The 24,820-nt window shown below is 51.0% G+C and carries 26 protein-coding genes and 1 pseudogene; 8 read left to right on the plus strand and 19 right to left on the minus strand.

The annotated features are described in order from the left end of the window. Positions 1 to 26: 26 nt before the first annotated feature. On the minus strand, positions 27 to 476 hold the full coding sequence (alaE, locus tag QMG90_RS05940) for an L-alanine exporter AlaE (protein WP_283283000.1): 450 nt from the start codon (positions 474 to 476) through the stop codon (positions 27 to 29). Positions 477 to 951: 475 nt separating this feature from the next. Here alaE and stpA point away from each other — a divergent pair, with 475 nt between their 5' ends. Then, positions 952 to 1,353 (plus strand): DNA-binding protein StpA, encoded by a 402-nt coding sequence (stpA, locus tag QMG90_RS05945; RefSeq protein WP_283283001.1) that lies wholly within the window; start codon positions 952 to 954, stop codon positions 1,351 to 1,353. A 71-nt stretch (positions 1,354 to 1,424) separates the two neighbouring features. Here stpA and QMG90_RS05950 read toward each other — a convergent pair whose 3' ends face one another. The 5 genes from QMG90_RS05950 to QMG90_RS05970 form a co-directional block, all read right to left on the minus strand. After that, positions 1,425 to 1,952, minus strand: coding sequence for a rhodanese family protein (locus tag QMG90_RS05950; RefSeq protein WP_283283002.1), 528 nt, complete (start codon positions 1,950 to 1,952; stop codon positions 1,425 to 1,427). A 9-nt stretch (positions 1,953 to 1,961) separates the two neighbouring features. Next, entirely contained in the window at positions 1,962 to 2,261 is a 300-nt protein-coding gene (locus QMG90_RS05955) for an ArsR/SmtB family transcription factor (protein ID WP_283283896.1), read from the minus strand. Positions 2,262 to 2,376: 115 nt separating this feature from the next. Further along, a complete protein-coding gene (tcp, locus tag QMG90_RS05960) occupies positions 2,377 to 4,041 on the minus strand; it encodes a methyl-accepting chemotaxis citrate transducer (RefSeq protein ID WP_283283003.1) in 1,665 nt (554 codons plus the stop codon). Positions 4,042 to 4,143: 102 nt separating this feature from the next. Beyond that, the gene (locus tag QMG90_RS05965) at positions 4,144 to 4,776 is read right to left on the minus strand and encodes a homoserine/threonine efflux transporter (protein WP_283283004.1); all 633 of its coding nucleotides are present in this window, start codon (positions 4,774 to 4,776) and stop codon (positions 4,144 to 4,146) included. Positions 4,777 to 5,027: 251 nt separating this feature from the next. Continuing rightward, positions 5,028 to 5,342, minus strand: coding sequence for an ArsR/SmtB family transcription factor (locus QMG90_RS05970; RefSeq protein WP_283283005.1), 315 nt, complete (start codon positions 5,340 to 5,342; stop codon positions 5,028 to 5,030). Positions 5,343 to 5,544: 202 nt separating this feature from the next. On the opposite strand from QMG90_RS05970, the gene QMG90_RS05975 reads away from it, so the two are divergent. Genes QMG90_RS05975 through QMG90_RS05990 form a run of 4 tightly spaced genes read left to right on the plus strand, consistent with a single transcriptional unit; the run spans position 5,545 to position 9,925 of the window. Next, positions 5,545 to 6,534 carry a ScbA/BarX family gamma-butyrolactone biosynthesis protein gene (locus tag QMG90_RS05975; protein ID WP_283283006.1) on the plus strand — a complete coding sequence of 330 codons (990 nt, stop codon included), beginning with the start codon at positions 5,545 to 5,547 and terminating at the stop codon, positions 6,532 to 6,534. Positions 6,535 to 6,540: 6 nt separating this feature from the next. Further along, entirely contained in the window at positions 6,541 to 7,194 is a 654-nt protein-coding gene (locus QMG90_RS05980; RefSeq protein ID WP_283283007.1) for an HAD family hydrolase, read from the plus strand. Further along, a complete protein-coding gene (locus QMG90_RS05985) occupies positions 7,191 to 8,414 on the plus strand; it encodes a cytochrome P450 (RefSeq protein ID WP_283283008.1) in 1,224 nt (407 codons plus the stop codon). Before QMG90_RS05980 ends, QMG90_RS05985 begins: the two co-directional genes overlap by 4 nt. An 8-nt stretch (positions 8,415 to 8,422) precedes the next feature. Further along, entirely contained in the window at positions 8,423 to 9,925 is a 1,503-nt protein-coding gene (locus tag QMG90_RS05990) for an MFS transporter (RefSeq protein WP_283283009.1), read from the plus strand. Positions 9,926 to 10,006: 81 nt separating this feature from the next. On the opposite strand, the gene QMG90_RS05995 is transcribed toward QMG90_RS05990, so the two are convergent. The 10 genes and pseudogenes from QMG90_RS05995 to QMG90_RS06035 all read right to left on the minus strand — a co-directional run bounded on the left by QMG90_RS05995 (position 10,007) and on the right by QMG90_RS06035 (position 18,525). Beyond that, the gene (locus QMG90_RS05995) at positions 10,007 to 10,279 is read right to left on the minus strand and encodes a GNAT family N-acetyltransferase (RefSeq protein ID WP_283283897.1); all 273 of its coding nucleotides are present in this window, start codon (positions 10,277 to 10,279) and stop codon (positions 10,007 to 10,009) included. A gap of 299 nt (positions 10,280 to 10,578) precedes the next feature. Continuing rightward, positions 10,579 to 10,779: a hypothetical protein gene (locus QMG90_RS22425; protein WP_346733137.1), complete on the minus strand. Its 201-nt coding sequence runs from the start codon at positions 10,777 to 10,779 to the stop codon at positions 10,579 to 10,581. After that, the gene (locus tag QMG90_RS06000) at positions 10,761 to 11,741 is read right to left on the minus strand and encodes an IS5-like element ISKpn26 family transposase (RefSeq protein ID WP_000019473.1); all 981 of its coding nucleotides are present in this window, start codon (positions 11,739 to 11,741) and stop codon (positions 10,761 to 10,763) included. The genes QMG90_RS22425 and QMG90_RS06000 overlap by 19 nt, the downstream gene beginning before the upstream one ends. Positions 11,742 to 11,809: 68 nt before the next feature. Beyond that, positions 11,810 to 12,106: pseudogene (locus QMG90_RS06005) on the minus strand (IS3 family transposase); the annotation flags it as partial. Between the two features lie 272 nt (positions 12,107 to 12,378). Next, positions 12,379 to 15,003: an autotransporter outer membrane beta-barrel domain-containing protein gene (locus tag QMG90_RS06010; protein WP_346733138.1), complete on the minus strand. Its 2,625-nt coding sequence runs from the start codon at positions 15,001 to 15,003 to the stop codon at positions 12,379 to 12,381. Between the two features lie 1,270 nt (positions 15,004 to 16,273). Beyond that, a complete protein-coding gene (locus QMG90_RS06015; protein WP_080781780.1) occupies positions 16,274 to 16,597 on the minus strand; it encodes a TA system toxin CbtA family protein in 324 nt (107 codons plus the stop codon). Between the two features lie 31 nt (positions 16,598 to 16,628). Next, positions 16,629 to 16,952, minus strand: a complete 324-nt coding sequence (locus tag QMG90_RS06020) for a type IV toxin-antitoxin system YeeU family antitoxin (RefSeq protein ID WP_080781779.1) — start codon at positions 16,950 to 16,952, stop codon at positions 16,629 to 16,631. 21 nt (positions 16,953 to 16,973) lie between these two features. Beyond that, on the minus strand, positions 16,974 to 17,195 hold the full coding sequence (locus QMG90_RS06025) for a DUF987 domain-containing protein (protein WP_080781778.1): 222 nt from the start codon (positions 17,193 to 17,195) through the stop codon (positions 16,974 to 16,976). 8 nt (positions 17,196 to 17,203) lie between these two features. Beyond that, on the minus strand, positions 17,204 to 17,674 hold the full coding sequence (gene radC / locus QMG90_RS06030) for a RadC family protein (RefSeq protein WP_032642914.1): 471 nt from the start codon (positions 17,672 to 17,674) through the stop codon (positions 17,204 to 17,206). A 32-nt stretch (positions 17,675 to 17,706) separates the two neighbouring features. After that, positions 17,707 to 18,525, minus strand: a complete 819-nt coding sequence (locus QMG90_RS06035; protein ID WP_080781777.1) for a DUF932 domain-containing protein — start codon at positions 18,523 to 18,525, stop codon at positions 17,707 to 17,709. A gap of 345 nt (positions 18,526 to 18,870) precedes the next feature. Here QMG90_RS06035 and QMG90_RS06040 point away from each other — a divergent pair, with 345 nt between their 5' ends. The 3 genes from QMG90_RS06040 (at position 18,871) to QMG90_RS06050 (ending at position 23,039) form a co-directional block, all read left to right on the plus strand. Continuing rightward, on the plus strand, positions 18,871 to 19,782 hold the full coding sequence (locus tag QMG90_RS06040; RefSeq protein WP_080781776.1) for a restriction endonuclease: 912 nt from the start codon (positions 18,871 to 18,873) through the stop codon (positions 19,780 to 19,782). A 232-nt stretch (positions 19,783 to 20,014) separates the two neighbouring features. Continuing rightward, a complete protein-coding gene (locus QMG90_RS06045) occupies positions 20,015 to 20,995 on the plus strand; it encodes an IS5-like element ISKpn26 family transposase (RefSeq protein ID WP_117308960.1) in 981 nt (326 codons plus the stop codon). A gap of 226 nt (positions 20,996 to 21,221) precedes the next feature. After that, positions 21,222 to 23,039 carry a hypothetical protein gene (locus QMG90_RS06050; protein WP_204572864.1) on the plus strand — a complete coding sequence of 606 codons (1,818 nt, stop codon included), beginning with the start codon at positions 21,222 to 21,224 and terminating at the stop codon, positions 23,037 to 23,039. A 245-nt stretch (positions 23,040 to 23,284) separates the two neighbouring features. Here QMG90_RS06050 and QMG90_RS06055 read toward each other — a convergent pair whose 3' ends face one another. Genes QMG90_RS06055 through QMG90_RS06065 form a run of 3 tightly spaced genes read right to left on the minus strand, consistent with a single transcriptional unit; the run spans position 23,285 to position 24,818 of the window. Next, positions 23,285 to 23,647, minus strand: a complete 363-nt coding sequence (locus QMG90_RS06055) for a hypothetical protein (protein ID WP_063845098.1) — start codon at positions 23,645 to 23,647, stop codon at positions 23,285 to 23,287. A 35-nt stretch (positions 23,648 to 23,682) separates the two neighbouring features. Further along, positions 23,683 to 24,123 carry a hypothetical protein gene (locus tag QMG90_RS06060; RefSeq protein ID WP_080781775.1) on the minus strand — a complete coding sequence of 147 codons (441 nt, stop codon included), beginning with the start codon at positions 24,121 to 24,123 and terminating at the stop codon, positions 23,683 to 23,685. 8 nt (positions 24,124 to 24,131) lie between these two features. After that, entirely contained in the window at positions 24,132 to 24,818 is a 687-nt protein-coding gene (locus tag QMG90_RS06065) for a helix-turn-helix transcriptional regulator (protein WP_063845096.1), read from the minus strand. Positions 24,819 to 24,820: the final 2 nt, after the last annotated feature.

The raw sequence follows: 24,820 nt of genomic DNA on the forward strand, positions 1-24,820 counted from the left end.
ACTGGCGTTATGCCAGTCGCTAAATATCAGGCTTTGGCCTGATGATAATTGCCCACACGGAACAAGCGGCGGCAATAATCGAGGAAGTAACCGTAAGCGGCGCCCATCAACATCGAAATAACGATATTCGAACTCACCGCCGCGACAATCTGATGCCAGTCAGCACCTACTGTCAGCAGGATTGCGACATACACTGGCGACTGAAACGTCACATACGCCAGCACATCCGCCAGATTTTTCATCCAGCCCGCCGGACTAAGGCGTTTTGCCTGACGCATAATCACATCGCGATACATACCGTACGGCCATGCAATAAGAATATTGACCGGAATCGCCACCAGACGCGATGAAAGCGACTGCTCGAAGGTCATACCGGAGAGAAAAACTTCAATCAGCATGTTCACGACGGAACAGTAGACCACCATAGCGAAGGTATCTGCTGCTGCATGACGCAGGCGGGACTGCGCAGAGAACATCGATTTGCTCCTCAAAAGTAAGTCGTAAACACCAGGGAATGCCCTGTTTAGTAGCTTGATTTGTTGGGTGATTCGGTTGTTTATAGAATATACAACTGGATAAAAAGTAACAACTAGTGTTAAATTTTTATTTACGGACGTTTTGTCAATAAAATGCTCTACGATCGGCGATTTTTTACGCTTTTTGCTATTTTAATTGCTGACTATTGATAATTTTATTTTATTTCAATGAGTTAAGTTTATCACTTGTGAGTGATATGTCGTCTCAAGAAACAGACGTGCCGACGGTCATTCACTGCCTCATTATTAACGTCAGACGATAATGCCTGAGCAATATTTAATAATTAAGCAACTAATGTGAGTGCTAATAATTAAATCCGGCCCACACAAATATGAGTTTCAAAACGTTGGTGATTATATTAAACTACCCGTGTAGTGTATTATGTCATGTTTTAAATAAAGGTCTGGAATATATATGTCTTTAATTTTGCAAAAACTTAATAATATTCGTAGCTTGCGTGCGATGGCGCGGGAATTCTCCATTGACGTTCTTGAAGATATGCTGGAAAAACTCAGGATCGTGACTGAAGAAAAGCGTGCGGATGAGCAGGAGATGCGTCAGGAACGTGTGCAGCAGCAGGAAAAAATCAATGCCTGGCTTGAACTTATCAAAGCCGATGGCCTCTCGCCGGAAGAATTACTGAAGGGCAACAGCACGCTTTCACAAGGTCCGGCGAAACGCAAAGCGCGTCCGGCAAAATATCGCTTTACCGACACTAACGGTGAAGAAAAAACCTGGACCGGTCAGGGAAGAACACCGAAACCGATTGCCCACGCGCTGGCAAACGGTAAATCACTGGACGATTTCCTGATTTAATCTCAGGCGGTGAGGGTGACTTCACCGCCTTATTTTTGGCATTGTTTAATGTAAGCGTTAATAAATTCTGATTACGACGCCTGGCGATTCCACGGCATTACCGCCAGCAGTCGCGCCATTCCGCAAAATCCGCTCATGCCCGCCAGCAATAATCCGGCGCCGACAAACCCGCTTAACAGGAAAAAGCCTTCCGCAACGGTGTAGCCGAGGATCACACCGCAGAGGATTAACACCCCTGCCGCAATCTGTACCTGACGCATTAACGGCAGCGGCTGCGATTTATCTTCTTCTGTCGGCAGTCCGGCCTGTTTCCAGGCGTCAATCCCGCCCTCCATCAGCCAGACTTTGCCGGGCGCGGCGGCAGCAACGAGCTTCGCGGCATTATCCGACGACCGTTTTCCCGCCTGGCAATGAAAAATTACCTCATCGGCGGCCTGCAACGGCAGGCGTTCGCCTTTCTCTATGGCGCTGAGGGGAAACAGCCGCGCCTGCGCAATATGCTCGCGGGCATATTCATCGGCTTCGCGAATATCAATCAATTGAGCGCCCTGGCGGATGCGGGTTTCTGCATCGCGCGGGCTCAGGGTAGTACAGGTCATATCGTCTCCTTACGGGCACCAGATGGTTTTCAGTGTGCTGATGATTTGATTCACCGCCGGATGCCTGATGAAGTAATGCTGGCGCTGTGCGTTACGTTCGCAGTCAATCAGCCCTTCGTCACGCATTCTGGCGAGATGCTGGGAGGTCGCCGAGGGGCTAAGCCCGGTGATTTGCGCCAGCTCACCCGCAGTGGTACCGGGCGAACCGCTCAGCATGCACAGAATGAGAAGGCGACTGGGATGGCTCATCGCTTTCAGCATGGCAGCAGCCTGATCGGCGCTTTGTTGAAGTTGTTCGAGTTCGGTCATTTCTTTGTTTAGCATTTTCTAAATTTAGTAAATACTAAAATAAAAAAGAGCAAATGACCAGCGGAAACTAGAACGCATGACGCCCTCTCCGCTCGGAGAGGGCTGGAGGGAGGGATCAGAACGTTTCCCAGTTGCTGTCGCCGCCGGTTGGTGCCGAGGCCACCGGGCGCAGCAGTGCAGGTGTTTTCACACTGGCTGTCGGTTTCGCACTGAGCGTTGGCGAGCTGTTCAGGCGAAACGCGGCCACCGCCTGGCGCAACTGTTCGGCCTGATCTTCCAGCGCCGCCGCCGCCGCTGCGGATTCCTGTACCAGCGCGGCGTTCTGCTGCGTCACGCTGTCCATCTGCGACACGGCCAGGCTCACCTGTTCAATGCCGCGGCTCTGCTCATCGGACGCCGAGGCAATTTCACTCATGATATCCGTCACGCGGGTTACCGCTTCCACCAGTTCTTTCATAGTGTTACCGGCGTCGGTCACCTGACTGGAACCGGTATTCACGCGGCTGACAGAGTTGTCGATAAGCCCTTTGATTTCCTTCGCCGCCTGCGCGCTGCGGCTGGCAAGCGTGCGCACCTCACCGGCCACCACGGCGAAACCACGTCCCTGTTCTCCGGCGCGCGCCGCTTCCACTGCCGCGTTCAGCGCCAGAATATTGGTCTGGAAGGCAATGCTGTCGATGACGCTGGTAATGTGGGCGATTTGCTGTGAACTGTCGGCAATTTCGCTCATCGTGTGGACTACGGTATCCACGACACGCCCCCCGCGTGCGGCGGTTTCCGAGGCGGTTTTCGCCAGTTGTGTCGCCTGACGGGCGTTGTCGGTATTCTGTTTCACCGTCGCGGTCAGCTGTTCCATGCTGGCGGCGGTCTCTTCCAGCGATGACGCCTGTTGTTCGGTGCGGGAAGAGAGATCATTACTGCCTGCGGCAATTTCCCCCGCGCCGGTGTAGATGGAGTCCGTGCTGCCGCGTACGGCGCTGACGGTGGTCACCAGCGACAGCTGCATCTCATTAAGGCTCGCCGCCAGTTGCCCCATTTCGTTGCGGCTGTCGATGGCAATGGTCTGCGTCAGATCGCCACGGGCGATAGTACGAATGTGGTTCATAATGCTGCGAAGTGGTTTCAGCAGCAGATGCTGCAGGCCGAGCCAGATCACAATCAGCACGGCAATGACGGAGAGCAGGATCACCCCCAGCGTCCAGTGCATGTTAATGAAGCTGCGCTGGTTATCATCGGCGGCGCCCTTCAACAAGGTGTTGTTTTCCGCCCGCCAGCGATTGTAGCTGGCTTCCATGTCGTCCTGCGCCTGTTGGGCGTCGAGGTCGCCATAGGCCTGATAGTTGTCGGCGCGCAGATAGTCTATCGACTGGCGCAGCACGTCATGCATCTGACGGAAGGTTTTATCCATCTCCGCCGTCAGCGTCGCGCTCTGCCCGGCTACGGGCGGCAATCCTTGCCAGGATTTATAATAATTTTCGGCCTTGTTAAGGGAGTCGCCTGCGGTGTTGAGCAGTTTATTGATCGCCTCCAGAGAGGCCGGATCGCGCTGATTTTTTAGAAAACGGATCGCCACACGGGTGACGGTGACGCGGGTTTTGATCAGGGTGTTAACGCTGTCGCTTAGATTTTCCTGTTGAGCATTGAGGATCCCGGAGCGCTGGAAATTGTGCCGGTCATTACTGACCGCAGAATAAAACAGGCCCCCTGTTGCCGCCTGGAGTAAGCAAAATACCCCCAACGCGATAATAATTCCGGTTTTAACGCGAGTATTTTTCAGCATAGCGATCGTCCATCATTTAGGCAGGGTTGCCTAAGTAATATCGGCGCGAAACTATCAAACTTAAATTTAACAATCGCGCAATAAACGACCCTTTTGCAGATGTTATTTCCGCATCACGCCTTCCCAGATTAGCCTGATGGCAAACAGGCCGATCACCGCGCCAATCACCCGGCTGGCGATGCGCTGCATGCTGGCGTATGACCGCCGGACGGCGGGCAGAGAAAAGGCCTGGCTTAAGAACAGCCGCCAGGTGATGGAGCTGAGCACAATCCCCAGCCATGCCAGCAGTTTGGCCCAGCCAGGCGTCGTGGCGCTGAGGGTGACGGAAAAGATACTGATAAAAAACAGGACCGTCTGCGGGTTGGAGAGACAAGTGATCATCCCGGTACGGAAAAAGATATACCACGGTGCGACGATGGGGCGGGTCAGCGCGGGTGTCATCGGCGATGGCTGTCGGCGCATGCTTTTAAACGCGAACCACAGCAGATAGAGGCCGCCGCCAATTTTGATCGCCGAAAAGAGTCCCTCGCACTGAGTGATGAGCGTCGCCATGCCGAACAGGCCGAGGCCGGAATAGAGCGCATCGCCCAGCGCCACGCCAAGCCCGGTCAGCACACCTGCGCGCCGCCCGGAGGCGAGGCTGGTCTGCACCACCACGAACAGGTTGGCGCCGGGGTTGAAGAAGGTCAGCACAAACAGACCGACGGTAAGCAGAATGGCGTGCAAAGGATCCATGGCGAATTCACCTGCGTTGCATAGTCAGAGAAATCATAGCGGTATGATAAACCCTGTGCTGCGAAGAGGGTCACGGGTTAGCGTGAAGTTGAAAAAAGGGTTAACAGAAAACCGGTGCGTAAGGAAATAAAACAGGCGCTTCTGGCTGGACTATTCAGAACAGCCAGAAGTTTGTTCCACTGATATGTATTTAATAACGATATTCACACATTCAGTGTGTTATTTTCTGATGATACTCCATAGCACATTGATTATTCTTTGTCAGTATGACGAATAAGCTGAACCAGGCCTGGAAGCTCGTGTTCAATTTCATCCCATCGCAGCACGGCGACGGCCATATTACCCTTGTCAACGACGCGGATCAGCCCCGCTTCACGCAGCACTTTGAAGTGATGTGAGCGAGTAGCGCGCGTGACGGTGAGCCCAAAAGTGGAACAGTGACGCTCCGCTCCCGGACTGTCAGCCAGCAAACCCCGCACAATGGTCAAACGGACAGGATCGGCGAGAGCTTTAAATACTTTAACCATATCAAAGGGTAACGCTTCTTCACTTACCTTTTCTTCCATTCTTTCTCCTGATTTACAGATTTCTCTTAACAGATTCTTGACAAATTTCCAGGAATCCTGAATTTTATATATGTTCGATGAGTATCGAACGTACGCGTGGGGTGATACGTACGATGTGTGGCGAACGATTAATGGTTATCTTACTACGACTCAGTGAGATAACCCTAATCCTGAGATTAATGATTGATTTAATGGGGTTAACATGTCTTTCATCGAAGATGTTGAATCAGAATTCATAATCAGGACCGGTTCATATAATTATCAGAACACCATACCGAAATCATGTGTGCATCGTGCGGCGGTGGGCGAAGTCTTTTTAACAGACATCAGAAAGATCCACGATAATAAATACATAACCGCCGGGTATTTACCCAAATCACATATTTACTTTAACGATCTCCCTTTCCGAAAATCGAGTGAACGGGTGTATGACGCGATCCTGTTACTGGAAATTTGCCGTCAGACCTCGATTTACGTTACGCATAACTTTTTCGCCGTTCCCTACAGCGCCAAATTTGTCTTTGATGACGCCGATTTCACCCTTTTTGAAAGTGAAATTCCTTACAAAACGGAGTGCTCAAACGTCATTGTCGAAGTCGATATTATTGAGCGCAAATTCAGAAAGTCAGAGCTGACCGGCCTTATTTTCCGCATGGATATTTATGTCGATGGGCTGTGCTGTGCGCAGAAAATCATGAATATCTCGTGGATGGATGACAAAAAATGGCATCGTCTGCGCAGCCAGCGTCCGCTGGAAAATCACGATTATTCTGCCGTTGTGCCAGCGGAAATGCTGGAAGTCGGACGCCAGCTACCGCTGAATGTGGTCGTCGGCAACGCCGACATCAGCGAGCCCGGCATCACCACGACGGTGATTGTTGACCAGTCGCACCCGTCCATTTTTGACCATCCGCTCGACCATGTGCCGGGCATGCTGTTGATGGAAGCCTACCGTCAGACCGCGCTGCTGGCGATGCGCAGTCGGCTGGGAACCCGCTGTTATGATCTGGTCATTAGCCGTTACAATGTCAATTTTACCCGCTTCTGCGAATTTAATTCGCCAGCGTATTGCCATGCGTTGCTGGGTGAAATTTATCTGACAGAAGATAAAAAAAGCACCGTCATTCCGATGACGATTTCTCAGGATGAGAAAACAGTCTCTACGGCTGAACTCACTATTACCTTTAAGTAAAACAGTATGAAAATTATTTGGTTTGATTTTGGGGGCGTGCTGTCGCCATCGATTCCGGATCTCTTTACCTCGTATTACCTGAAAACCGGTATTCCGCCAGCCATATTGCAGCGGGGGATGAAAGAGGTCGCTGACGATATGAATATGGGTGTGCTGACTCCCATTGAAAAGGCGTTGATTACCGAAGCTGAGTGGGGTGCGCGTATTCGTCAAAAGATTGCGCTGTCGTCACCGGAAATCGATCTCTCGCGGGCGCAACTGGAAATGTTCGGCGCGCAGTGGTTCGACGGGATCTTACCGAACCAACTAATGATTGACCTGTTTCACAAGGTGAAAGCTGCCGGGTTAATGGCCGGGATCCTCACCAACAACGTGGTGGAGTGGGAGGATCACTGGAAACGGGTGATCGGTATCAGCGACCACGCGGATGCGATCGTCGATTCCTGCAAGGTGGGTTACCGCAAGCCCGAAGCGGAAATCTTCGACATCGCCGCAAAACAGGCGGGTGTCCGCCCGGACGAGTGCCTGCTCATCGACGACATGCTGGAAAACTGCATGGCCGCCGAACGCAGCGGCTGGCGAAGCGTGCATTTTAAAGAGAGTTCAAGCGTGGTGGCGGAGATCGCCCAACTGCTGCAGAAACAGGAGATCGTCCTATGAGCGTGATGCCTGAAGTCTTTCCGTCCGTTGCCGACATTCCGCATTATGACTGCACACCCGGTTATCAAACGCTGCAGCCCGCCACTTATCAGCAGGCAGGCAAAATCAAACTGCTGAGCGGGCATGAAGCCTGGCACGTGATTAACTATCACGACGTCAAAAAAGTCCTCACCAGTAACAGCTGCCTGCGCGGCCCGTCCAATCTTCCCGATGCCCCCAGTATTCTTCCGACGCTGACGCCGAAAGATCTGCTGCTGAACCTGGATTTTCCGCATCACGCCCGCATGAAGCGTTTTGTGGCGAAAGATTACAGCGCCAGCGGCCTGGCATGGCTTGCGCCGCATATTGTCGATGCCATCGAAAATCTGATGCAGCGCCCGCTTGCCACCGCACGCTTTGACCTCTATCAGGACGTGCTCGACCCGCTGGCGGTGCAGATCAACTGTCTGCTGCTCGGCATTCCGCTGGAAGAGAAAGACTATTTCCGCGTGCTGAGTGTGACGGTGCAAAAAGCCAATCCGCAGCAGGTGGATGATCTCATCGAGAAATTTACCGCGCTCTATACCTATGTGCGCGAGCATGTCACGGGTGAACGCCAGCATGATGACGAGGGGCTGATCGCCCGTTTTGTGGCAATGCGCGACAGCGCCACGCCGCCGCTCAATGACGATGAAATCACCGCGATCCTGCTCGGTTCGCTGCTGGGCGGCGATCAGAACACCCTTACGGTGATGACCAAAATTTTCTACGCCCTGTTGTGCACTGGCACGCTGTGGCAGCAGGTTGTCGCGGAGCCAGAGACCATCCCACAGGTGGTGGATGAGCTGATTCGCCTCACTAACCTCGGCACCGCGTCAGCGTTTCCGCGTATCTGCAGTGAGGACATTGAGTTATCTACTGCGCGCATCCCGGCGGGCGCCACCATTTTCCCGGACGTGTTTCTCGCCAACCGCGACCCGGAAGTCTATCCGCAACCGCTGACCATTAACCCGTTCCGCAACGGACCGCGCCATCTGCAGTTTGGCTATGGCATGCACCATTGCATGGGGCAGGAACTGGCGAAACTGGAAATCTGCACGGCAATAAAAACAGTAAGCCGCCTTGCGCCTGATTTGCAGTTAGCCCACGACGTATTACCGGAAAACTTTATCTGGAATGAAGGAATTATTCTCAGGAGACCTGCACAGCTCCCGGTTTGTATTACCCGTAAACAAGGCTAAATAAAATAATGGAAACACAAGTTGTCGAAGCAAAATCATCGCATAGCATGATCTTACTCTGCATTCTTATTGCAGTGTTCGTTGTGCCAACCTCGATTTCCGGGACGGCCATTGCGCTGCCGGCGATCAGTGCGGATCTCCATTCGCAAACGGCGTCGCTGCAGTGGGTGGTGAATGCGTTTAACTTAACGTTTGCCAGTTTCACGCTGGCGTGGGGCGGGCTGGCCGATGTGTTCGGCAGCAAGCGCTCGTTTATCGCCGGGGCGAGTCTCTATTTCCTCGCCTCGCTGCTCTCCTGGCATGCCGATAACATCTATGTGCTGGATGCTGCGCGTGCGCTGGCCGGGATTGGCGGTGCGGCGATTTTCTCCTGCGGTAGCGCCATTCTGATCCAGACCTTCAGCGGCGCGCAACGTACCCGCGCTTTTGCGCTGTTCGGCACCACAGCCGGGTTAGGCATCACCTTCGGGCCGACCATTTCCGGCTGGCTGCTGAGCGTCGCCGGGTGGCGTGACATTTTCATCGTCCATGCGATTGCGCTGTTTGTGGTATTGCTGCTGACCAGCGCCGTACCGGCGGCGGCGAAGCGGGCGGAAAAACCGTCGCTTGATGCCGCGGGCATTGTGCTGTTTATCGTGGCGTTATTCCTGCTGATGACCGGCATCACCCAGGGCGCAGAGCGCGGCTGGACCGATAACGTGACTCTTAGTCTGTTTGCCGCTGGCGTGGTGATTCTGGCGCTGTTTGTGCTGGTGGAGAAAAAAGCGGCGCACCCGATGGTGAATTTCGCTCTGCTGGGCAACCACTATTTTCTGTCGATGATCATGATCCCAGTGGTGGCGAGCTTCTGCTTCGTTACTCTACTGACCTGGTTCCCGACCTGGCTTATCGCCGTGAAAAGCCTGTCGCCGCTCGATTCCGGGCTGGTCATGCTGGCGCTCACCCTACCGGTGCTGGTGCTGCCACTGGTGGCCGGGAAACTGGTTACGCGTGGCGTTTCTGCCGACGTGCTGTTAATCGCCAGCCTGGTGTTGTTCATTGTCGGCCTGCTGTTGCTGTGGGCATTTAACGCGGGCGATATCTCGCTCGGTGAAATCATCCTCTGCCTGTTGCTGGTCGGTTCAGGAATGGGCCTTTCTGCCGGGCTGGTGGACGGCATCGCGTTGAGCGTTGTTGATCACCACGAAGTGGGCCGCGCGGCGGGTATTCTGAATACGTTTCGCCTGGGCAGCGAAGCGATTGCCGTAGCGATTTACGGCTCGCTGATGGCGACCGGCATTTTCAACGCGCTGGGGTCGCAGCCGACGCCCGCAGGGGAGACGAGCAAACAGTTTATTGCTGACGTGGTGTCGGGTAACGCTTTCGCCCGCGTCTCCGGTCAGGAATCCTCGATTCTGGAAAACATCTATACCCAGGCTTTCAGCCACACGCTGTTAGTGCTGCTGGCAATCTCTTTAGTGGCCTCGCTGTTTATCGTGCTGATGATGCGCAATAAGGCGGCGAAGGCATAACGTTTTGCTGTTGTGGGGACGGTAGAGGAAGCGTCATTTCAGGGAAGAGTTGCGCACCGGTGTGAGAACCGGTGCGTTTTTTTATGCGCGGATATCGTCGTATTCGCGGGTTGTATCAAATTCATGCTTTGCGAACGGGCAAAGCGGAATGATTTTACGATGTTCCTGACGCATTTTTTCGACCACGCGGGCGACCAGTTGTTTGCCCACGCCTTGCCCTTTCAGGCTCGGATCGACGTCAGTATGTTCAATGATACTCAGGTTCTCGCCCGTCGGGACGAAGACAATCTCCGCCACCTGCTGGCCCTGTGCGTCGTTGACGTAGAATTTGTTGTGGCCTTCCAGTATTTCCATCATTTTCTCGCTTATTTGTGATGCTCTATTATTTATTGCAACAATAAGCATAGTCTTTTTGTTGCCAGAGCAGTGCGCTGGAATCATGCCGGAGTATGAGTTTTTTCGTCATGATCCGTCGCTATAGTCATGATAGTGCTCACGACGCCATGGGGGAGTTATGAAACTGATTTTCCTGGTTCTGTCATTATTTGCCGGAGCTGCGCAGGCGGAGTCGTCCTGTTCCGCCTCAAGCAGCAACAGCGATCAAACATGCAGTATTACCTGTCCGTCAGGTCAGGCCGCCGTCTGCCAGAACTCTACCGGCAGCTCGGCGCCGACGTGCGAGTGTAAGGGAAGGTGCGAATAAGCAGGTCATTTCTTCCCAAGCTGACTCGCTGATTAAAATTTCGCGGATCTGGGCCGATTTTTTTCCCGCAAACACATCGAATCAGCCTATTTAGGCTATTTTTTCCACCATTTCTGGCGTTATTTCCGGTTTTTACTGAGATCTCTCCCACTGACGTATCATTTGGTCCACCCGAAACAGGTTGGCCAGGGTGAATAACATCGCCAGTTGGTTATCGTTTTTCAGCAGCCCTTTGTATCTGGCTTTCACGAAGCCGAACTGCCGCTTGATGATGCGAAACGGGTGCTCCACCCTGGCACGGATGCTGGCTTTCATGTATTCGATGTTGATGGCCGTTTTGTTCTTGCGCGGATGCTGCTTCAAGGTTTTTACCTTGCCGGGACGCTCGGCGATCAGCCAGTCCACATCCACCTCGGCCAGCTCCTCGCGCTGTGGCGCTCCTTGGTAGCCGGCATCGGCTGAGACAAATTGCTCCTCTCCATGAAGCAGATTACCCAGCTGATTGAGGTCATGCTCGTTGGCCGCGGTGGTGACTAGGCTGTGGGTCAGGCCACTCTTGGCATCGACACCAATGTGGGCCTTCATGCCAAAGTGCCACTGATTGCCTTTCTTGGTCTGATGCATCTCCGGATCGCGTTGCTGCTCTTTGTTCTTGGTAGAGCTGGGTGCCTCAATGATGGTGGCATCCACCAAAGTGCCTTGGGTCATCATGACGCCTGCTTCGGCCAGCCAGCGATTGATGGTCTTGAACAATTGACGGGCCAGTTGATGCTGCTCGAGCAGGTGGCGGAAATTCATGATGGTGGTGCGATCCGGCAGGGCGCTATCCAGGGATAATCGGGCAAACAGGCGCATGGAGGCGATTTCGTACAGGGCATCTTCCATGGCACCGTCGCTCAGGTTGTACCAATGCTGCATGCAGTGAATACGCAGCATGGTCTCCAGCGGATAGGGCCGTCGGCCATTGCCCGCCTTGGGATAAAACGGCTCGATGACTTCCACCATGTTTTGCCATGGCAGAATCTGCTCCATGCGGGAGAGGAAAATCTCTTTTCGGGTCTGACGGCGCTTAGTGCTGAATTCACTATCGGCGAAGGTGAGTTGATGGCTCATGATGTCCCTCTGGGATGCGCTCCGGATGAATATGATGATCTCATATCAGGAACTTGTTCGCACCTTCCCTAGACACTTCCGGGCCGTTGATAATATTGATTTTCATATTCCGTCGGTGGCATCTGATCGCTTGAACCATGCCGACGCTTACCGTTATAAAACATTTCAATGTAATCAAAAATATCGCTGCGTGTTTCTTCCCGTGTTCCGTAGATCTTTTTCTTTATCCCGGCACGCTTCATTAGTCGCCAGACACGGTTAATCCCGCATTGTTGCCCGCTATCTCGCAGGTCGAGATGGATCTTGCGATAGCCATAAACACAACCGGATTCCAGCCAGAACTGTTTGATTTGTCCTGTCAGCCTGAGCATCTGACTGATCTTTGTTGGTGGAAGAATCCGGCCCGTACTTCTTTATTCAGGCATAAAGACTGTGGGTGGTGATATCGAGACGTGTTGCAACACTGGAAACAGAATGGCCACGTAAGCCATTTTAAATGGCTCTGAGGTGTCTGTTAAACCTGTGGCGATTCAGTTACCCCAGGGAATTGAGAGTAAAAGCCCAGAAATATCCGGCATGAAAAAATGCTGATCACCTTAAGTGACCAGCATTAGGGAAATTCCCGGCTTTCTTAGCATCAGAATGCGACTTTGACGCCCAGCATCGCGGAGGTATCGCTGTAACCCTTATCCCCCATCTGTTGCGCCACGTTGCCCCACAGGGTGACATTCTTATTCAACTGACCTTCAACACCTGCTTTTACTTCGCCGATATTCTTCGTGCCAGCGTAGTCCACGCTTTCGCCATTCAGCGTTGCGCCAAAGTCCTTGCTGTTACGGATCCAGTTCACTTCCACAAACGGCTGGAAGTTACGGCCGGTGTTGTCATCGAGCGAGTTATGACCTTTGCCGAACAGACGGATGCCGAGGCGGGTCTGCAGGTTGCCATCCCCTTTGCCTTCGACACGCGTGCCGTTGGTTTCTTTATGGGAATCGGCTTTGACGCCCATCCAGGTTGCCTGGGCCTTCGGCTGGATATACACCGCCGACCGCTCGCTCAGATCGCTCAGTTTCCAGGTATAGCCCGCTTCTACAGAACCGGTAAAACCTTTGGATTTGTATTTCTCCGCGGCAACGTCTTCACCTGAGACGGTGTTGTCAAACCAGTTGTACAGCGCCCACGTATCCACATACGCGCCTTCCTGAGTTTCGTTGTTTTGCAGCCAGGTGCCATACATCCCGACGCTGTAACCGTCGATGGATGAATCCGCGCGATAACCCGTTTTGTTGCTGTTGCTGCGGCTCTTCTGGTTGGCATAACCCGCCATCACGCCGACATGGTAGCGATCCTGATTGTCGGTGCTCCACTGGGCAATGTCGCCGCCCAGTTGCATGACATAGCGATTGCTCTGAATGCCGAGCTGGCCGCTGTTGTCATGAGCGCGCGTGTGACCGCCGCTGTTACGCAGCCACAGGCTGGTGACAGACTCTTCGCCCGTGATGGCGTCGGTGTAATGCGTTTCGCCCAGACGGTCCTGCAGACGATGGTTAAATATCGTATTCGCGGCGTACAGGTTAGCGCCGTACAGGCCCGCTTCCGGGCGGACCAGCGCTTCCGGTTTTGTCGCCGGGACTTCTGGTGAGGCTGGCGCAGGCGTCGGCGTCGGTTGCGTTGGTTCGACGGGGTCAACCGGTTCCGGCGACAGGGCGCTGGTCAGATACCAGTTGTTGGCATTCTGCCCGTTGCCACGCAGCAGGTTATAGTCATACGCACCGGCAACGATACGACCGGACTGCTTAAATTCACCGTCAGAGGCACCCGCCACGCTAATCAACTCGATACCGTTGGTGGTCAGCGCGCCGTTACCGCCCGCGTTTTTCACCTGGACGGTCGTCGAACCGCTGGTGTTGCCGTTGATGGTCAGATGGTCCGTTTCCGAAGCGTCATCACCCAGCGCGGTGTTCATCACGATATGACCGTTTTCACCGTGGTAGTCGCCATTCAGCGTTAGCGTCTTAAAGCCAGGTGTGGCGCGGGTGGATCGGCTTGCGGCGCCGTCTTCATGCAGGAAGTTCAGCGTCGCGTCTTTCAGCGTCAGGTTGGTGACTTTTGAATTTCCGGTGATATCCCAGCGCGTGTTGCCACCGTTCAGCGTCATGTTGATGACGCCGATGTTCGAATTCGATACCGTTCGCCAGATTTCAGAATCCCCATAAAGATACGAATTATTCGCCGTGGCGATATCAATGACGGAATGCGGATCGGCAGAGATTTTGCCCCACGCGACCAGTTTGACGCCATCGATCGTCGCGGAGTTATAAATCGAATACAGGGTGCCGGCGGTCGTATCGTATGCCTTCTGGCTACCCAGCGTGACGTCGCCGAGGAAATGTGTTTTTTTGCCGACGCGGTCGAGCAAATAGACGTTTTCGCCGCCTTCTGTATCGACGGTTAATTTGCCGATGATGCTGTTATTTGCTGAATTAGTGACCCCTGAAATGCGGGATTTTTCTCCCCCTTTCAGGTAGATGTTCGCTTCATGGATCGTGGTGATCGATTTATCGTCGCTGGTATTTGTACCAAAATGAAGGCCGTAAAGGTCATTGTTGCTAGTCGCATTAATATTCAGCTTATTAACTTCCGTTTCGGCGTTCGCATAAATCGTGAAAAAGCCGGAAACTGCATTATGCACCGCCGGGTTATAGGCGATGTTGCTCTGCATTTTGATGTTAACTTCATTCATGAAAACATGCTTGCGGGCGCCATTTGCGTCGTTTGTATCCGCAAGGTTTACCCCATAGAGCGCACCCTGGGTTGAGGTTTCAAGGTCAACATTTGTTGTCCCGGTAATATTAACCGAGGCTTCATTATTCCATAGCCAAAGGCCGGATGCTTCATTAATACCAATAGTGTCCGGGCCATTAGAACGGTAGGTTACATTGATATTTTCGGCGTCCATTGACACATGGCTCTGAAGATAGATCCCTTCGGCGCGGGCCATAGGAAACAGCATGTTTTCTTTGGTCGTATTAAGATTAATATTCGTGGTGCCTTTCAGCACCAGATGGTTCGAGCCATGTGCGCCGATCCCGTTGAAGGCCGCGCCTGTGCTGTTGACCGTCAGGTTCTTCGCCGTAAATCGACCGTCGCCATACAGCTCAATCACATCGTCATTACCAATTGCGTGGATCTGATCAGAGGTAAAGTTCACGACGGAGCCATCGCCTAAATCCAGCTTTCCACCGTTCTGGCTGATTGCCACATCCGGTGAAATTCCGGCCTGGCCATTAACGGTTGTTTTGCCATTTACGATTACGTCAGCATTTGGAGAATAAACGCTAATGCGTGACCAGACCGAATCATTATTAATGGTGACCGTTTGTTCAGGGGATGCGGGAGTTATATAAAGCGAGTCATCCGCCGCACAGGCGGATCCGGAGGCCAGTATTGTACTCATAATAAGTGCAATTTTTCTCGGTTTGAACTTCCGGTGATAATAGAAAGACAGCATAAATGTACCTTTTAAATCCATATATTAGCGAGTGGTTTGTAATAAAGTTTAATAAGTGTGTTTCTATCGCAGTTTTTTATTTCCAATAATGAAATGAAAAAATAGTGAAATCTTTTCTGGGAATATAATTAACACGCTAAGGTTGTATTTTATTATTTGGTTTCTGTTGTGATTATTTTAGCGACCGATCGGACCAAATCATAATGAAATAGTCTTAAATTTTTCTTGCTATTAAATTCTTTTATATGATTGATTTAAGATATAAAAACCTTAAATTATTTGTTTTTTTGGCTTAAAAAACTAAATGAGAGTGGGCGAGCGGAAGGGGTTTAAGATATAAAAACTTTAAATTATTTATTTATCTTTTTTGGGGACTTAAAAAGCTGAATAAGAGTAGGGCGAGGTTAAAATCCAAATTCTTTGAGACATTGACTGAGCGCTGCGCGACTCTCAGTAAAAGTCACCCCCGCGGCGGCCAGTTTATTTGTGTTGAGCCGCACATCTCGTGCGTCAGGGGCTTCGGACGAAATCAACAGCTCCGGCAGGCGCGCTTCCTGACCCAGCTCGGTAAGGATATGCCGGGCGATCTCTAAATGTGAATGGGCCGGTTTACGGGGATGGTTACATGTCCGCGCCGCCAGGACAAAAAGTCTGTCGCCATTTTGCCGCCATTGCTAAACAAAAAAGGGCTACGCTTTCACGTAACCCTTTGTTTTATTTGGTGGGCTGGCGGAGTCTGAATTGGGTTTGTAATTAAATGAATTTATTGAATTAATGTCTAATTCAACTTTTCTATGGTGCCTAAGAAGGTGCCTAAAATTTTTACCATCTTCTTTTGGTGAGAAATGAGAGATTGGTTTGCAGCACTTAGGGACTCATAAGGCTTCGATCTTTGCTCATGGTAAAATGAGAAATATTATCAATATTTATTTGATTTTTTTAAATGTCAGATGCGATGCCGTTGCTATTTCCGCTACAGTAGCGGAAATAGCAACACTGAGCAGCATGTACTTAGAAAAATTTAAGATCTGGGCAACAGCCCGATGCTCTTTTTGGCACGCAGAATATCCGTTGCGGTAATGAAGGGCGTTTGCTCTTGCCATGAAAATCCCTTCCGGTCGATACGAACGAGTTCGTACTTTTCGACCAGGAAATTAACCGCATCGGCTAGAGTTATCCCCGCCTCGATATGTCCCTGAATGGCCGTGTCGTCATGAAATGGTGTGTCGTTGAGTGTCAGGCCGTAGTGGTGCTCCAGTAGATACGTTAACAGCTGCTGCCACACCATTACGGGCGACAGGCGTGACGAAACCGGCACCGTGGCCGGTACAGATGAAATTTGCATGAGTTGGATCCTGATAAAAGAAGAGAAGGTGTTACCTGGTTGCAAATGCCTGAGGATAAATAACGATGTAAACATAGCCATGAGAGCCGAGAGTGTCAGCTTCACAAGTTAGTCCGTTATGATACAACGTGACGCAATGCTGATGGCGCGGATTCAGTTCACCGGTTGTCAGCATCAATTCAAGCTGTTTCATCACTAGCGGAAATGCCTGATCCAGACACAGTGCCTCCTCCTCGTTAAACGTACCACTAATACCTGCACGGTCCGCCAGAAAATGCAGGCGACAGCCTTCCTGCACAAGCCTTGCACCGAAGCACGGCGAGATGTCGCGCTTCAGTCCCCATGAATTTTGCATTTTTCTACTCCTTATTAAATGTCAGTTGGTGGTAATGCACATCAGGCGTGTATACGGACCGTGGTTGTCACGACGGCGTTCTGCGTAAACCGCCAGCACACCGGAAATCTCCGCGACATCCTGACCGGTATAATGACTGGCGTTGCCGTGCCACTGGTATTTGCCCGTGCAGTAGCGAAAGATCCGGGAATCCGGATGCTGTCGCTGAATCGCCATCGCGGCCTTTTTATCGATGATTTTCATGGTTAGCCTCATAGCCAGCCACGTTCAGCAAAAGAAAGCACATCGATGCCAACAATAAGATGGTCCAGCACCCGTACCTCTACCATAGCCAGCGCGTTCACCAGATGTTGAGTGATGTTTCGATCCTGTTTACTCGGTTCTGTCTCTCCGGATGGATGGTTATGGGCCAGAATCACAGCGGCAGCGTTATGGCGCAGTGCCAGTTTCACCACTTCGCGTGGATGGACTTCGGTATGGTTAATCGTGCCCGTAAAGAGCGTCTCGCATTCCAGAAGACGGTTCTGATTATCGAGATATAAAACAAGAAAAACTTCGCGCTCCTGCAGGGCAAGACGCAGTTGTAGCCAGGTTTTGGTGAAGGTAGTGGAATTAAATTGTTCGCCAGGCTGGCGCTGATATTTTTCCAGTAAGCGGAGAGCGCGACGAATGGTGCGTGCTTCAGTTACCGGAAGATCAGGAGGTAGATTTATCTCTGACATGACAGGGCCTTGGAGGTAATAGTTAAAGTCGTTTATGAAGCAAGTTGAAGCATATTTTCAGCCATCACCCACAGAGCGCGATTGAGCTTTACGTCTCCGTCGATACCTTTGACAGCACGGGTTTGAGCACGCTGACCTTTCGTCGTTCGTCCTGACAGTCCGCCTTTTATCAAGTTCTCCTGAATGCGTTGGTAAGTGGTCCACAGGTCGTTGCTATCATCCTGCCAGCGGCGCGGGGAAAGGATTTGCGATTCCGTCACCGGCTGATGCTCTTCACCAAAGCGATAGGTTAATGCCGCTTTTGCCATCGCCTGCTGTGCTGGTGGAGGTAACAAAAGCGACTGCATGGCATCCCGCTTCTCCTCCACCCGGTCAAATATCCCCAGCACTTCGTAAGCCCCTTCAATGACTTTCTCCACCACATTGCCTTTATGTGGCACACGTACCTCACCAAAACTCTCACCGCAAATCAGCCCGTTCTGGCAGACTGCACGAAATAGCCCCGGCAACATCTGATATGAGCTGGAGCCGTCATGGCTGTTGAGCAGAATGATTTCCGGTACCTGCTTACCGGTTATTTGCCCTTCACGGCGCAGGCGCAGCATGTGTTTCGTGTGCTCTCGCTTGCTCTGGTCACGCACTCGGGTCTGGCAGGCAAAGAACGGCTGAAAACCTTCCTGCTTCAGGCTATCAAGCAGTGTGATGGTCGGAATGTAGGTGTAGCGGTCCGAGCGGGATTCATGCTTGTCGGTACCAAATACACTGGGAACATGGGCCATCAACTCCTCGTTTGTCAGTGGACGGTCGCGGCGAATCTGGTTAATTCGGCCAAAGCGGCTGGCTAATTTCATGCTAAAACTCCTTTGTAGTTAACGTAATAATGCAGAAAAGCCACACTTCCGGTCAGAAGTGCGGCTTTTCTGCATGGATGTGATATCGGCAGGGGTAACTGTTCTGTTGTTGAAGGGAACGACATTTAGCTCATATCCTCTATGAGCGAGGGGCAAACGCATTGCATTCGGATTTCTGAATTGTAACTGTAGATAGTAATAAAGCTGGATGCAGATTATTCTCTTGCATCCCTTATGATTATCGTATTTAAATCATGTGATTGTTTTTGTCGAGGCTGAAGTGGTTCAATGCCTAAAATATTAGTTATACAATTATTCAGATTGTATCGTTAAAAAGGAGCTTTTGTGGCTGCGTTAGATTTAAAGGAAATTTCACCTGCTCACGAAGGGTTGGAGCGTGATCAGTTTGAACTTTTTGCTAGAGAGTTCTTGCTTGCTCAGGGGTTTCTAATTATATCAGATCCTGATAGAGGTCCTGATGGGGGGCGCGATTTAATAGTTGAAGAAGAACGGTTTGGACCAGGAGGGAAGAATACAATTCGATGGTTAGTAAGCTGTAAGCATAAAGCCCACTCAGGTTCATCGGTAAGTCCCGGTGATGACACAAATATCAGGGATAGACTCGAAACGCATAACTGCCAAGGTTTTATTGCTTTTTACTCAACTATACCAAGTAGCGGCTTAGCCCAAATACTAACTGCATTGCGTCCCAAGTACGAATATATCCAATATGATTGTGAAGCTATTGAAAGACAATTACTTGAGAATCCGAGAGGCCGAGGTCTTGCTGCCCGATATACTCCAGTTTCATTTAATAAATGGATGATTGCTTCTCAAATGGTTCATACACCAGTTGTAAAAAATGACCCGCAGCATAGTATTAATCACTTTTTTCTGCGACATCCGCATGTGAATTTAAAAGATGCTTTAGTTGAAGCTACTGCTCGTAATGTCCCATTATTTATAGTCATATATGATCCTGAACATCCTAGCAACAGCCGCATTGAGTATTCTTTAGGATACTTCATGGAGTATCACACTACAAAAAAACTAGTTGATCGGAGTTTTGTTGCTGTGGTAGTACCTAATCTGACCCCTGAAATTATAGCATTGGTACCAGCGGATGACCCACTAGAAAATTGCCTTTGGGTTGTGATGCAACCAAATGGGGAAATAATACGACGAGAAGGCGTATATGCCAATGCAGACGAAGGAATGAAGCGTGTTAGAGCAGTAATAACATTGCTTGGACTCTAGTATATTTATTCAAAAAATTTAAAAAGGCTGTAAGTAGCGGCATTTCTTTCTGGCCTTTTGAATTTTCACTTTGTCATCTATTAAAACCAATCTAAGCCACGTCCGCTTTTGGCAGGGAACAGACTTTTATGACAACCTTCTATTGCCCGCAAGAAACTATCTAGGGAAGGTGCGAACAAGTTCCTGATATGAGATCATCATATTCATCCGGAGCGCATCCCAGAGGGACATCATGAGCCATCAACTCACCTTCGCCGATAGTGAATTCAGCACTAAGCGCCGTCAGACCCGAAAAGAGATTTTCCTCTCCCGCATGGAGCAGATTCTGCCATGGCAGAATATGACCGCTGTCATCGAGCCGTTTTATCCCAAGGCGGGCAATGGCCGACGGCCCTATCCGCTGGAGACCATGCTGCGTATTCACTGCATGCAGCATTGGTACAACCTGAGCGACGGTGCCATGGAAGATGCCCTGTACGAAATCGCCTCCATGCGCCTGTTTGCCCGATTATCCCTGGATAGCGCCCTGCCGGATCGCACCACCATCATGAATTTCCGCCACCTGCTCGAGCAGCATCAACTGGCCCGTCAATTGTTCAAGACCATCAATCGCTGGCTGGCCGAAGCAGGCGTCATGATGACCCAAGGCACTTTGGTGGATGCCACCATCATTGAGGCACCCAGCTCTACCAAGAACAAAGAGCAGCAACGCGATCCGGAGATGCATCAGACCAAGAAAGGCAATCAGTGGCACTTTGGCATGAAGGCCCACATTGGTGTCGATGCCAAGAGTGGCCTGACCCACAGCCTGGTCACCACCGCGGCCAACGAGCATGACCTCAATCAGCTGGGTAATCTGCTTCATGGAGAGGAGCAATTTGTCTCAGCCGATGCCGGCTACCAAGGAGCGCCACAGCGCGAGGAGCTGGCCGAGGTGGATGTGGACTGGCTGATCGCCGAGCGTCCCGGCAAGGTAAAAACCTTGAAGCAGCATCCGCGCAAGAACAAAACGGCCATCAACATCGAATACATGAAAGCCAGCATCCGTGCCAGGGTGGAGCACCCGTTTCGCATCATCAAGCGGCAGTTCGGCTTCGTGAAAGCCAGATACAAGGGGCTGCTGAAAAACGATAACCAACTGGCGATGTTATTCACCCTGGCCAACCTGTTTCGGGTGGACCAAATGATACGTCAGAGGGAGAGATCTCAGTAAAAACCTGAAATAACGCCAGAAATGGTGGAAAAAATAGCCTAAATAGGCTGATTCGATGTGTTTGCGGGAAAAAAATCGGCCCAGATCCGCGAAATTTTAATCAGCGAGTCAGCTTGGGAAGAAATGACCTGCTTATTCGCACCTTCCCTAGACAATAATGATGATACTGGGTTAGCATCTCATTTTGAGGGATTTTCGCTTCGTCCATTTTCATAGGGAATCGGATATGATCGACGAACTTCAAGCCAGCAAATCTTGCTATTTCTACCGCCAAAAAGCTCCAATCACGAAAGTTGCGATCACGGAACTGTTCCGGGATATCAGAAAGGCGCAAACTTCCCCCTCCAACAATTTTTTCTCTTTCATTCGGCAGCCCCACGGAGCATCAATTTGGTCTGCTTTGTGCTTTCAATTCGACAAAGTACCGGCTTTCCTGCCTGGCACTAAAGGTGTGATCGACCGGGTAACCGGATATTTGCTGATAGTCGAGCACCGCGATTATGTTGCAATTTTCAAATCCCAGATCGATATCCTTCCTGATTTCTCGAAAAGGTATTTGCAGCGTATCGGTGCCCAAGATGTCGACCGTGGACTGACGAGTAAGGACTCGGTATTTGCCCGGGTTCGACTCAGGCATATGACTCTGTCCCGCTTTGCATTGCGCAGCAAGACGCTTGAAGGCGAGAACCTTCAGAACAATGTAGGTATGGCATCCTCGGCTCGATTTGCCCCGTTAGGTTACAGCTTCACTGAAGAAGACGAACACTTTTCAACGACGCCGCGCACCGGGCGAATCTCGCTTCGTGCGGATCGTGCAGGCTATTTGGAACTAGTTGATTATGCCTGTCGTATCATCGAACGCTTACAACCTCGTCCTGGAAGACCATCATCCTCCCCTTTCCTGGCAGCTTTCGCACGACCGTTGGAGCTATCAGATCTGACGGCAAACCCCACCCAATTTGCAGTTGATACCGCCATCCTCGGACAGGCCATCTTTGATGACAAAATCATTCGCTTGGTCAAGCGTGACGGAATGGGCTATCGAGAGCTGCCAAAGGCAGAGGTTGATCTGTTACTCACGGAGCTCACAAATATCTTGCGCGTTGCCAAAAACGCCCATGGCAAGTTGCTGGTGTTACAGCCAGTAACAGGTTTAGAGGTAGGTGAGATCGCGATCAATAAAACGCGAATCGCTCTAAAACGCCTTTCGCTGCCTTTGCTCGCCGATGTATACGTAGAGGATACTCATTTCGCACTTGGCGCGGATGATAATCGCGCCCCGCTTAAGCAGTTCATCGACAAACAGGACACGTTTATCGTCTTGTTTGACCAGCCGAAATTTGCCTATTTAGATGGCAGTCTTTATCAAGACGACACTTTGGTCAATGGTGGCACCCAGTTCTTGGGCTATCTCTTCGGTAATACAGAGTTAGCAACCGTCACTGATGAGAAAGGTTCCTTTACTGCTGCCCATCGTACTTTCGATCCAAATTCTACGTTCGGGGCAGTACTGTCGACGATCGCTCGAGAAGATGATGTCATAGTCTGCGATGATCTCGGTGATGAATGGGCAGATTTCGTTGGGTTTAGAACGGATCCTGCTTCCCCAAGAGTCACCTTCTATCATGCAAAGCACGGTGAGCTGACACTCGGAGCCGGCGCATTTCACATTTCAGTAAGTCAGGCGATCAAGAACCTAGGCAACCTCACATTGCCCGCTCCAGCCATGAGCAAAAAATTTACCCGATGGGGGCGACTTTACAGCAATAACAATGTGAGGACAGGTATTCAACGTACATGCCGTGGCACACCTGCTGATTTAAAGACTGCAGTGGAGATTTGCAGGAATGCCCCGCACACCTCAAAACGTGTGGCCATTGTGACTTCATCTCTGAGCAAGGCTGCAGTTGAGCAAACATTTAGGGATATTGAAGCGGGTAATACCCCGAGTCCATACTTTGTCCAGCTATATTGGTTGCTATCATCCTTCTTCGCTGCGTGTACTGAGGTCGGAGCATTCGGGTGCGTAATATGTCAGGAATAAACAAGCGGGATTTGAGGATCCGACTCATCACTTATAATTATAAGGCGTTGAGCGGCATATACTCAATATGCTGAAGTAAAGATGTATAATATGGTTAATTCTTCGTAAGGGGAGGGACCTTACGGGGGAGGGGTTTATAATGGCTATTAATACGCAGTATTAATACCTGATTTCTTTGATATAAAGATTGATACCACAACAGGGTCTGACAACTGATTGTCAGACCAGAAATTATTCAAACGAAATCAGTACTTCATCAGCCAGTCCCCCTGACTGGTGATGACATTAATCTCTGCCACACTGCATGGGCCTTTAATGTAGACGGCAATCTCTTTCCCGTAAGGCAACGTTGAAGGTACCAAAGCTACAGGCTTACTACCTGCGTAAACCGTGGGCATCTTCTGAATCGGGCAGTTACCCCGGTTAACGACAACATCGTTAATGGTGACGCTGTCAGTCAGTGACTGAACATGAACACGCTGCTGATGCAGATTCGGGTAATACGGATTCTTAACCTGCTCAAGACCAATCCTGACGGGAGCCTCTGCGGCGTGCAGCAGAGGTGAGACCACCAGTGCCACGGCGAGGATACTCATTGCTGTTTTCATTATTTTTTCCTTATTTTTGTTGGAGCAATAAAGGCTCACATGCGAGTCAGACATCCTGATTTATCAAACTCAGGCAAAATCTTTGCGGAATTGCTGAAGGTGAAGGTAGCGGAGGTCAGTCCGGTCGCCGTTATATGGATACGATGGGATTTTCTGGCTGCATCCCAGAAGGCTTCGAAGTTACTGCCCCCGGCATCAGAAAACGTGTCGTTAATCAGGAACGTGTCGCCACTGTCGGTTTGTGCCTGAACGCTGCGCCCATCATCATTGCCGCTGGTGAGCGTTTTGCCATCGGGTGATGTGTACCGGACGAACACATTGTCGTCGGGCGAGCAGGTCATCAGCAGTTCAGCCCCCTGTTTATTCTGAATGAGGTATTCAGTAACGCCCTGAACCCGGGTACTGGTCCACTGGTTTACGGCCGCTCCAGCCTGCGCGGAGGCAAGCAGTATCAGTAAAAACGTTATTTTTTTCATGATGTTCCTTATGTTGCAGTATCAGCCAGTACTTTCCGCAAGTACTGAAAGTGGGGTAAAGAAAGAATAAAATGTGGATCGGCGGTCAGTGCATCAATCTGCCGCCTGCGCAGAAATTGCCTTTTCGTCAGAAAGACATCTGCGATGCTTTCCAGGCGAAAGACATAAGCCTGCTGCTGGTATTCACCCAGCAGATACCAGCTGTTTTCGAAATAAATCAGACGATAGGGGGCGAACCAGCGGTACTGCTCTGTATCCACGGTCAAGTCCAGCAAAGTACGGTCGAGGATCGCCTGTGTAATGCGCCAGAAACCACCAAAGGGGGTCGGTTTACGCCCTGGAGGCGAAAGCCAGACGATATAGGGCGACGGGATGCTACTGTCGGTCAGCACCGCTATCAGCTTGTTATCCATTGCCGGAAACAATTGCTCTATGCTGGTGGCGCGGGCAAAGTGAAGGATCGCCCTGTTGGTGTGAATGCCGGAAAGCGGCTGGGCCAGTGACCAGCTTCCCTGTCGGTATATCAGTTCCAGACAACTCAGACGCTCCCGAAAGTCCCGACGAAGGGTACGTTCAGAGATCTTAAATTCCAGAGCCAATGCCTGTACCGATAATTGTTCCCCCATCAGCAGGCGACTGATGATGATCGCCAGCCTTGATGCCATGCGATCGTGTTGTTTTTCTTCCGCAGACATAG

The organism is Trabulsiella odontotermitis, assembly GCF_030053895.1.
Lineage (GTDB): Bacteria > Pseudomonadota > Gammaproteobacteria > Enterobacterales > Enterobacteriaceae > Trabulsiella > Trabulsiella odontotermitis_C.

Coding starts and splice junctions, on each gene's coding strand:
- alaE (WP_283283000.1), bottom strand. CDS start 476: ATGTTCTCTGCGCAGTCCCGCCTGCGTCATGCAGCAGCAGATACCTTC.
- stpA (WP_283283001.1), top strand. CDS start 952: ATGTCTTTAATTTTGCAAAAACTTAATAATATTCGTAGCTTGCGTGCG.
- QMG90_RS05950 (WP_283283002.1), bottom strand. CDS start 1,952: ATGACCTGTACTACCCTGAGCCCGCGCGATGCAGAAACCCGCATCCGC.
- QMG90_RS05955 (WP_283283896.1), bottom strand. CDS start 2,261: ATGACCGAACTCGAACAACTTCAACAAAGCGCCGATCAGGCTGCTGCC.
- tcp (WP_283283003.1), bottom strand. CDS start 4,041: ATGCTGAAAAATACTCGCGTTAAAACCGGAATTATTATCGCGTTGGGG.
- QMG90_RS05965 (WP_283283004.1), bottom strand. CDS start 4,776: ATGGATCCTTTGCACGCCATTCTGCTTACCGTCGGTCTGTTTGTGCTG.
- QMG90_RS05970 (WP_283283005.1), bottom strand. CDS start 5,342: ATGGAAGAAAAGGTAAGTGAAGAAGCGTTACCCTTTGATATGGTTAAA.
- QMG90_RS05975 (WP_283283006.1), top strand. CDS start 5,545: ATGTCTTTCATCGAAGATGTTGAATCAGAATTCATAATCAGGACCGGT.
- QMG90_RS05980 (WP_283283007.1), top strand. CDS start 6,541: ATGAAAATTATTTGGTTTGATTTTGGGGGCGTGCTGTCGCCATCGATT.
- QMG90_RS05985 (WP_283283008.1), top strand. CDS start 7,191: ATGAGCGTGATGCCTGAAGTCTTTCCGTCCGTTGCCGACATTCCGCAT.
- QMG90_RS05990 (WP_283283009.1), top strand. CDS start 8,423: ATGGAAACACAAGTTGTCGAAGCAAAATCATCGCATAGCATGATCTTA.
- QMG90_RS05995 (WP_283283897.1), bottom strand. CDS start 10,279: ATGGAAATACTGGAAGGCCACAACAAATTCTACGTCAACGACGCACAG.
- QMG90_RS06000 (WP_000019473.1), bottom strand. CDS start 11,741: ATGAGCCATCAACTCACCTTCGCCGATAGTGAATTCAGCACTAAGCGC.
- QMG90_RS06015 (WP_080781780.1), bottom strand. CDS start 16,597: ATGCAAATTTCATCTGTACCGGCCACGGTGCCGGTTTCGTCACGCCTG.
- QMG90_RS06020 (WP_080781779.1), bottom strand. CDS start 16,952: ATGCAAAATTCATGGGGACTGAAGCGCGACATCTCGCCGTGCTTCGGT.
- QMG90_RS06025 (WP_080781778.1), bottom strand. CDS start 17,195: ATGAAAATCATCGATAAAAAGGCCGCGATGGCGATTCAGCGACAGCAT.
- radC (WP_032642914.1), bottom strand. CDS start 17,674: ATGTCAGAGATAAATCTACCTCCTGATCTTCCGGTAACTGAAGCACGC.
- QMG90_RS06035 (WP_080781777.1), bottom strand. CDS start 18,525: ATGAAATTAGCCAGCCGCTTTGGCCGAATTAACCAGATTCGCCGCGAC.
- QMG90_RS06045 (WP_117308960.1), top strand. CDS start 20,015: ATGAGCCATCAACTCACCTTCGCCGATAGTGAATTCAGCACTAAGCGC.
- QMG90_RS06050 (WP_204572864.1), top strand. CDS start 21,222: ATGATCGACGAACTTCAAGCCAGCAAATCTTGCTATTTCTACCGCCAA.
- QMG90_RS06055 (WP_063845098.1), bottom strand. CDS start 23,647: ATGAAAACAGCAATGAGTATCCTCGCCGTGGCACTGGTGGTCTCACCT.
- QMG90_RS06060 (WP_080781775.1), bottom strand. CDS start 24,123: ATGAAAAAAATAACGTTTTTACTGATACTGCTTGCCTCCGCGCAGGCT.
- QMG90_RS06065 (WP_063845096.1), bottom strand. CDS start 24,818: ATGTCTGCGGAAGAAAAACAACACGATCGCATGGCATCAAGGCTGGCG.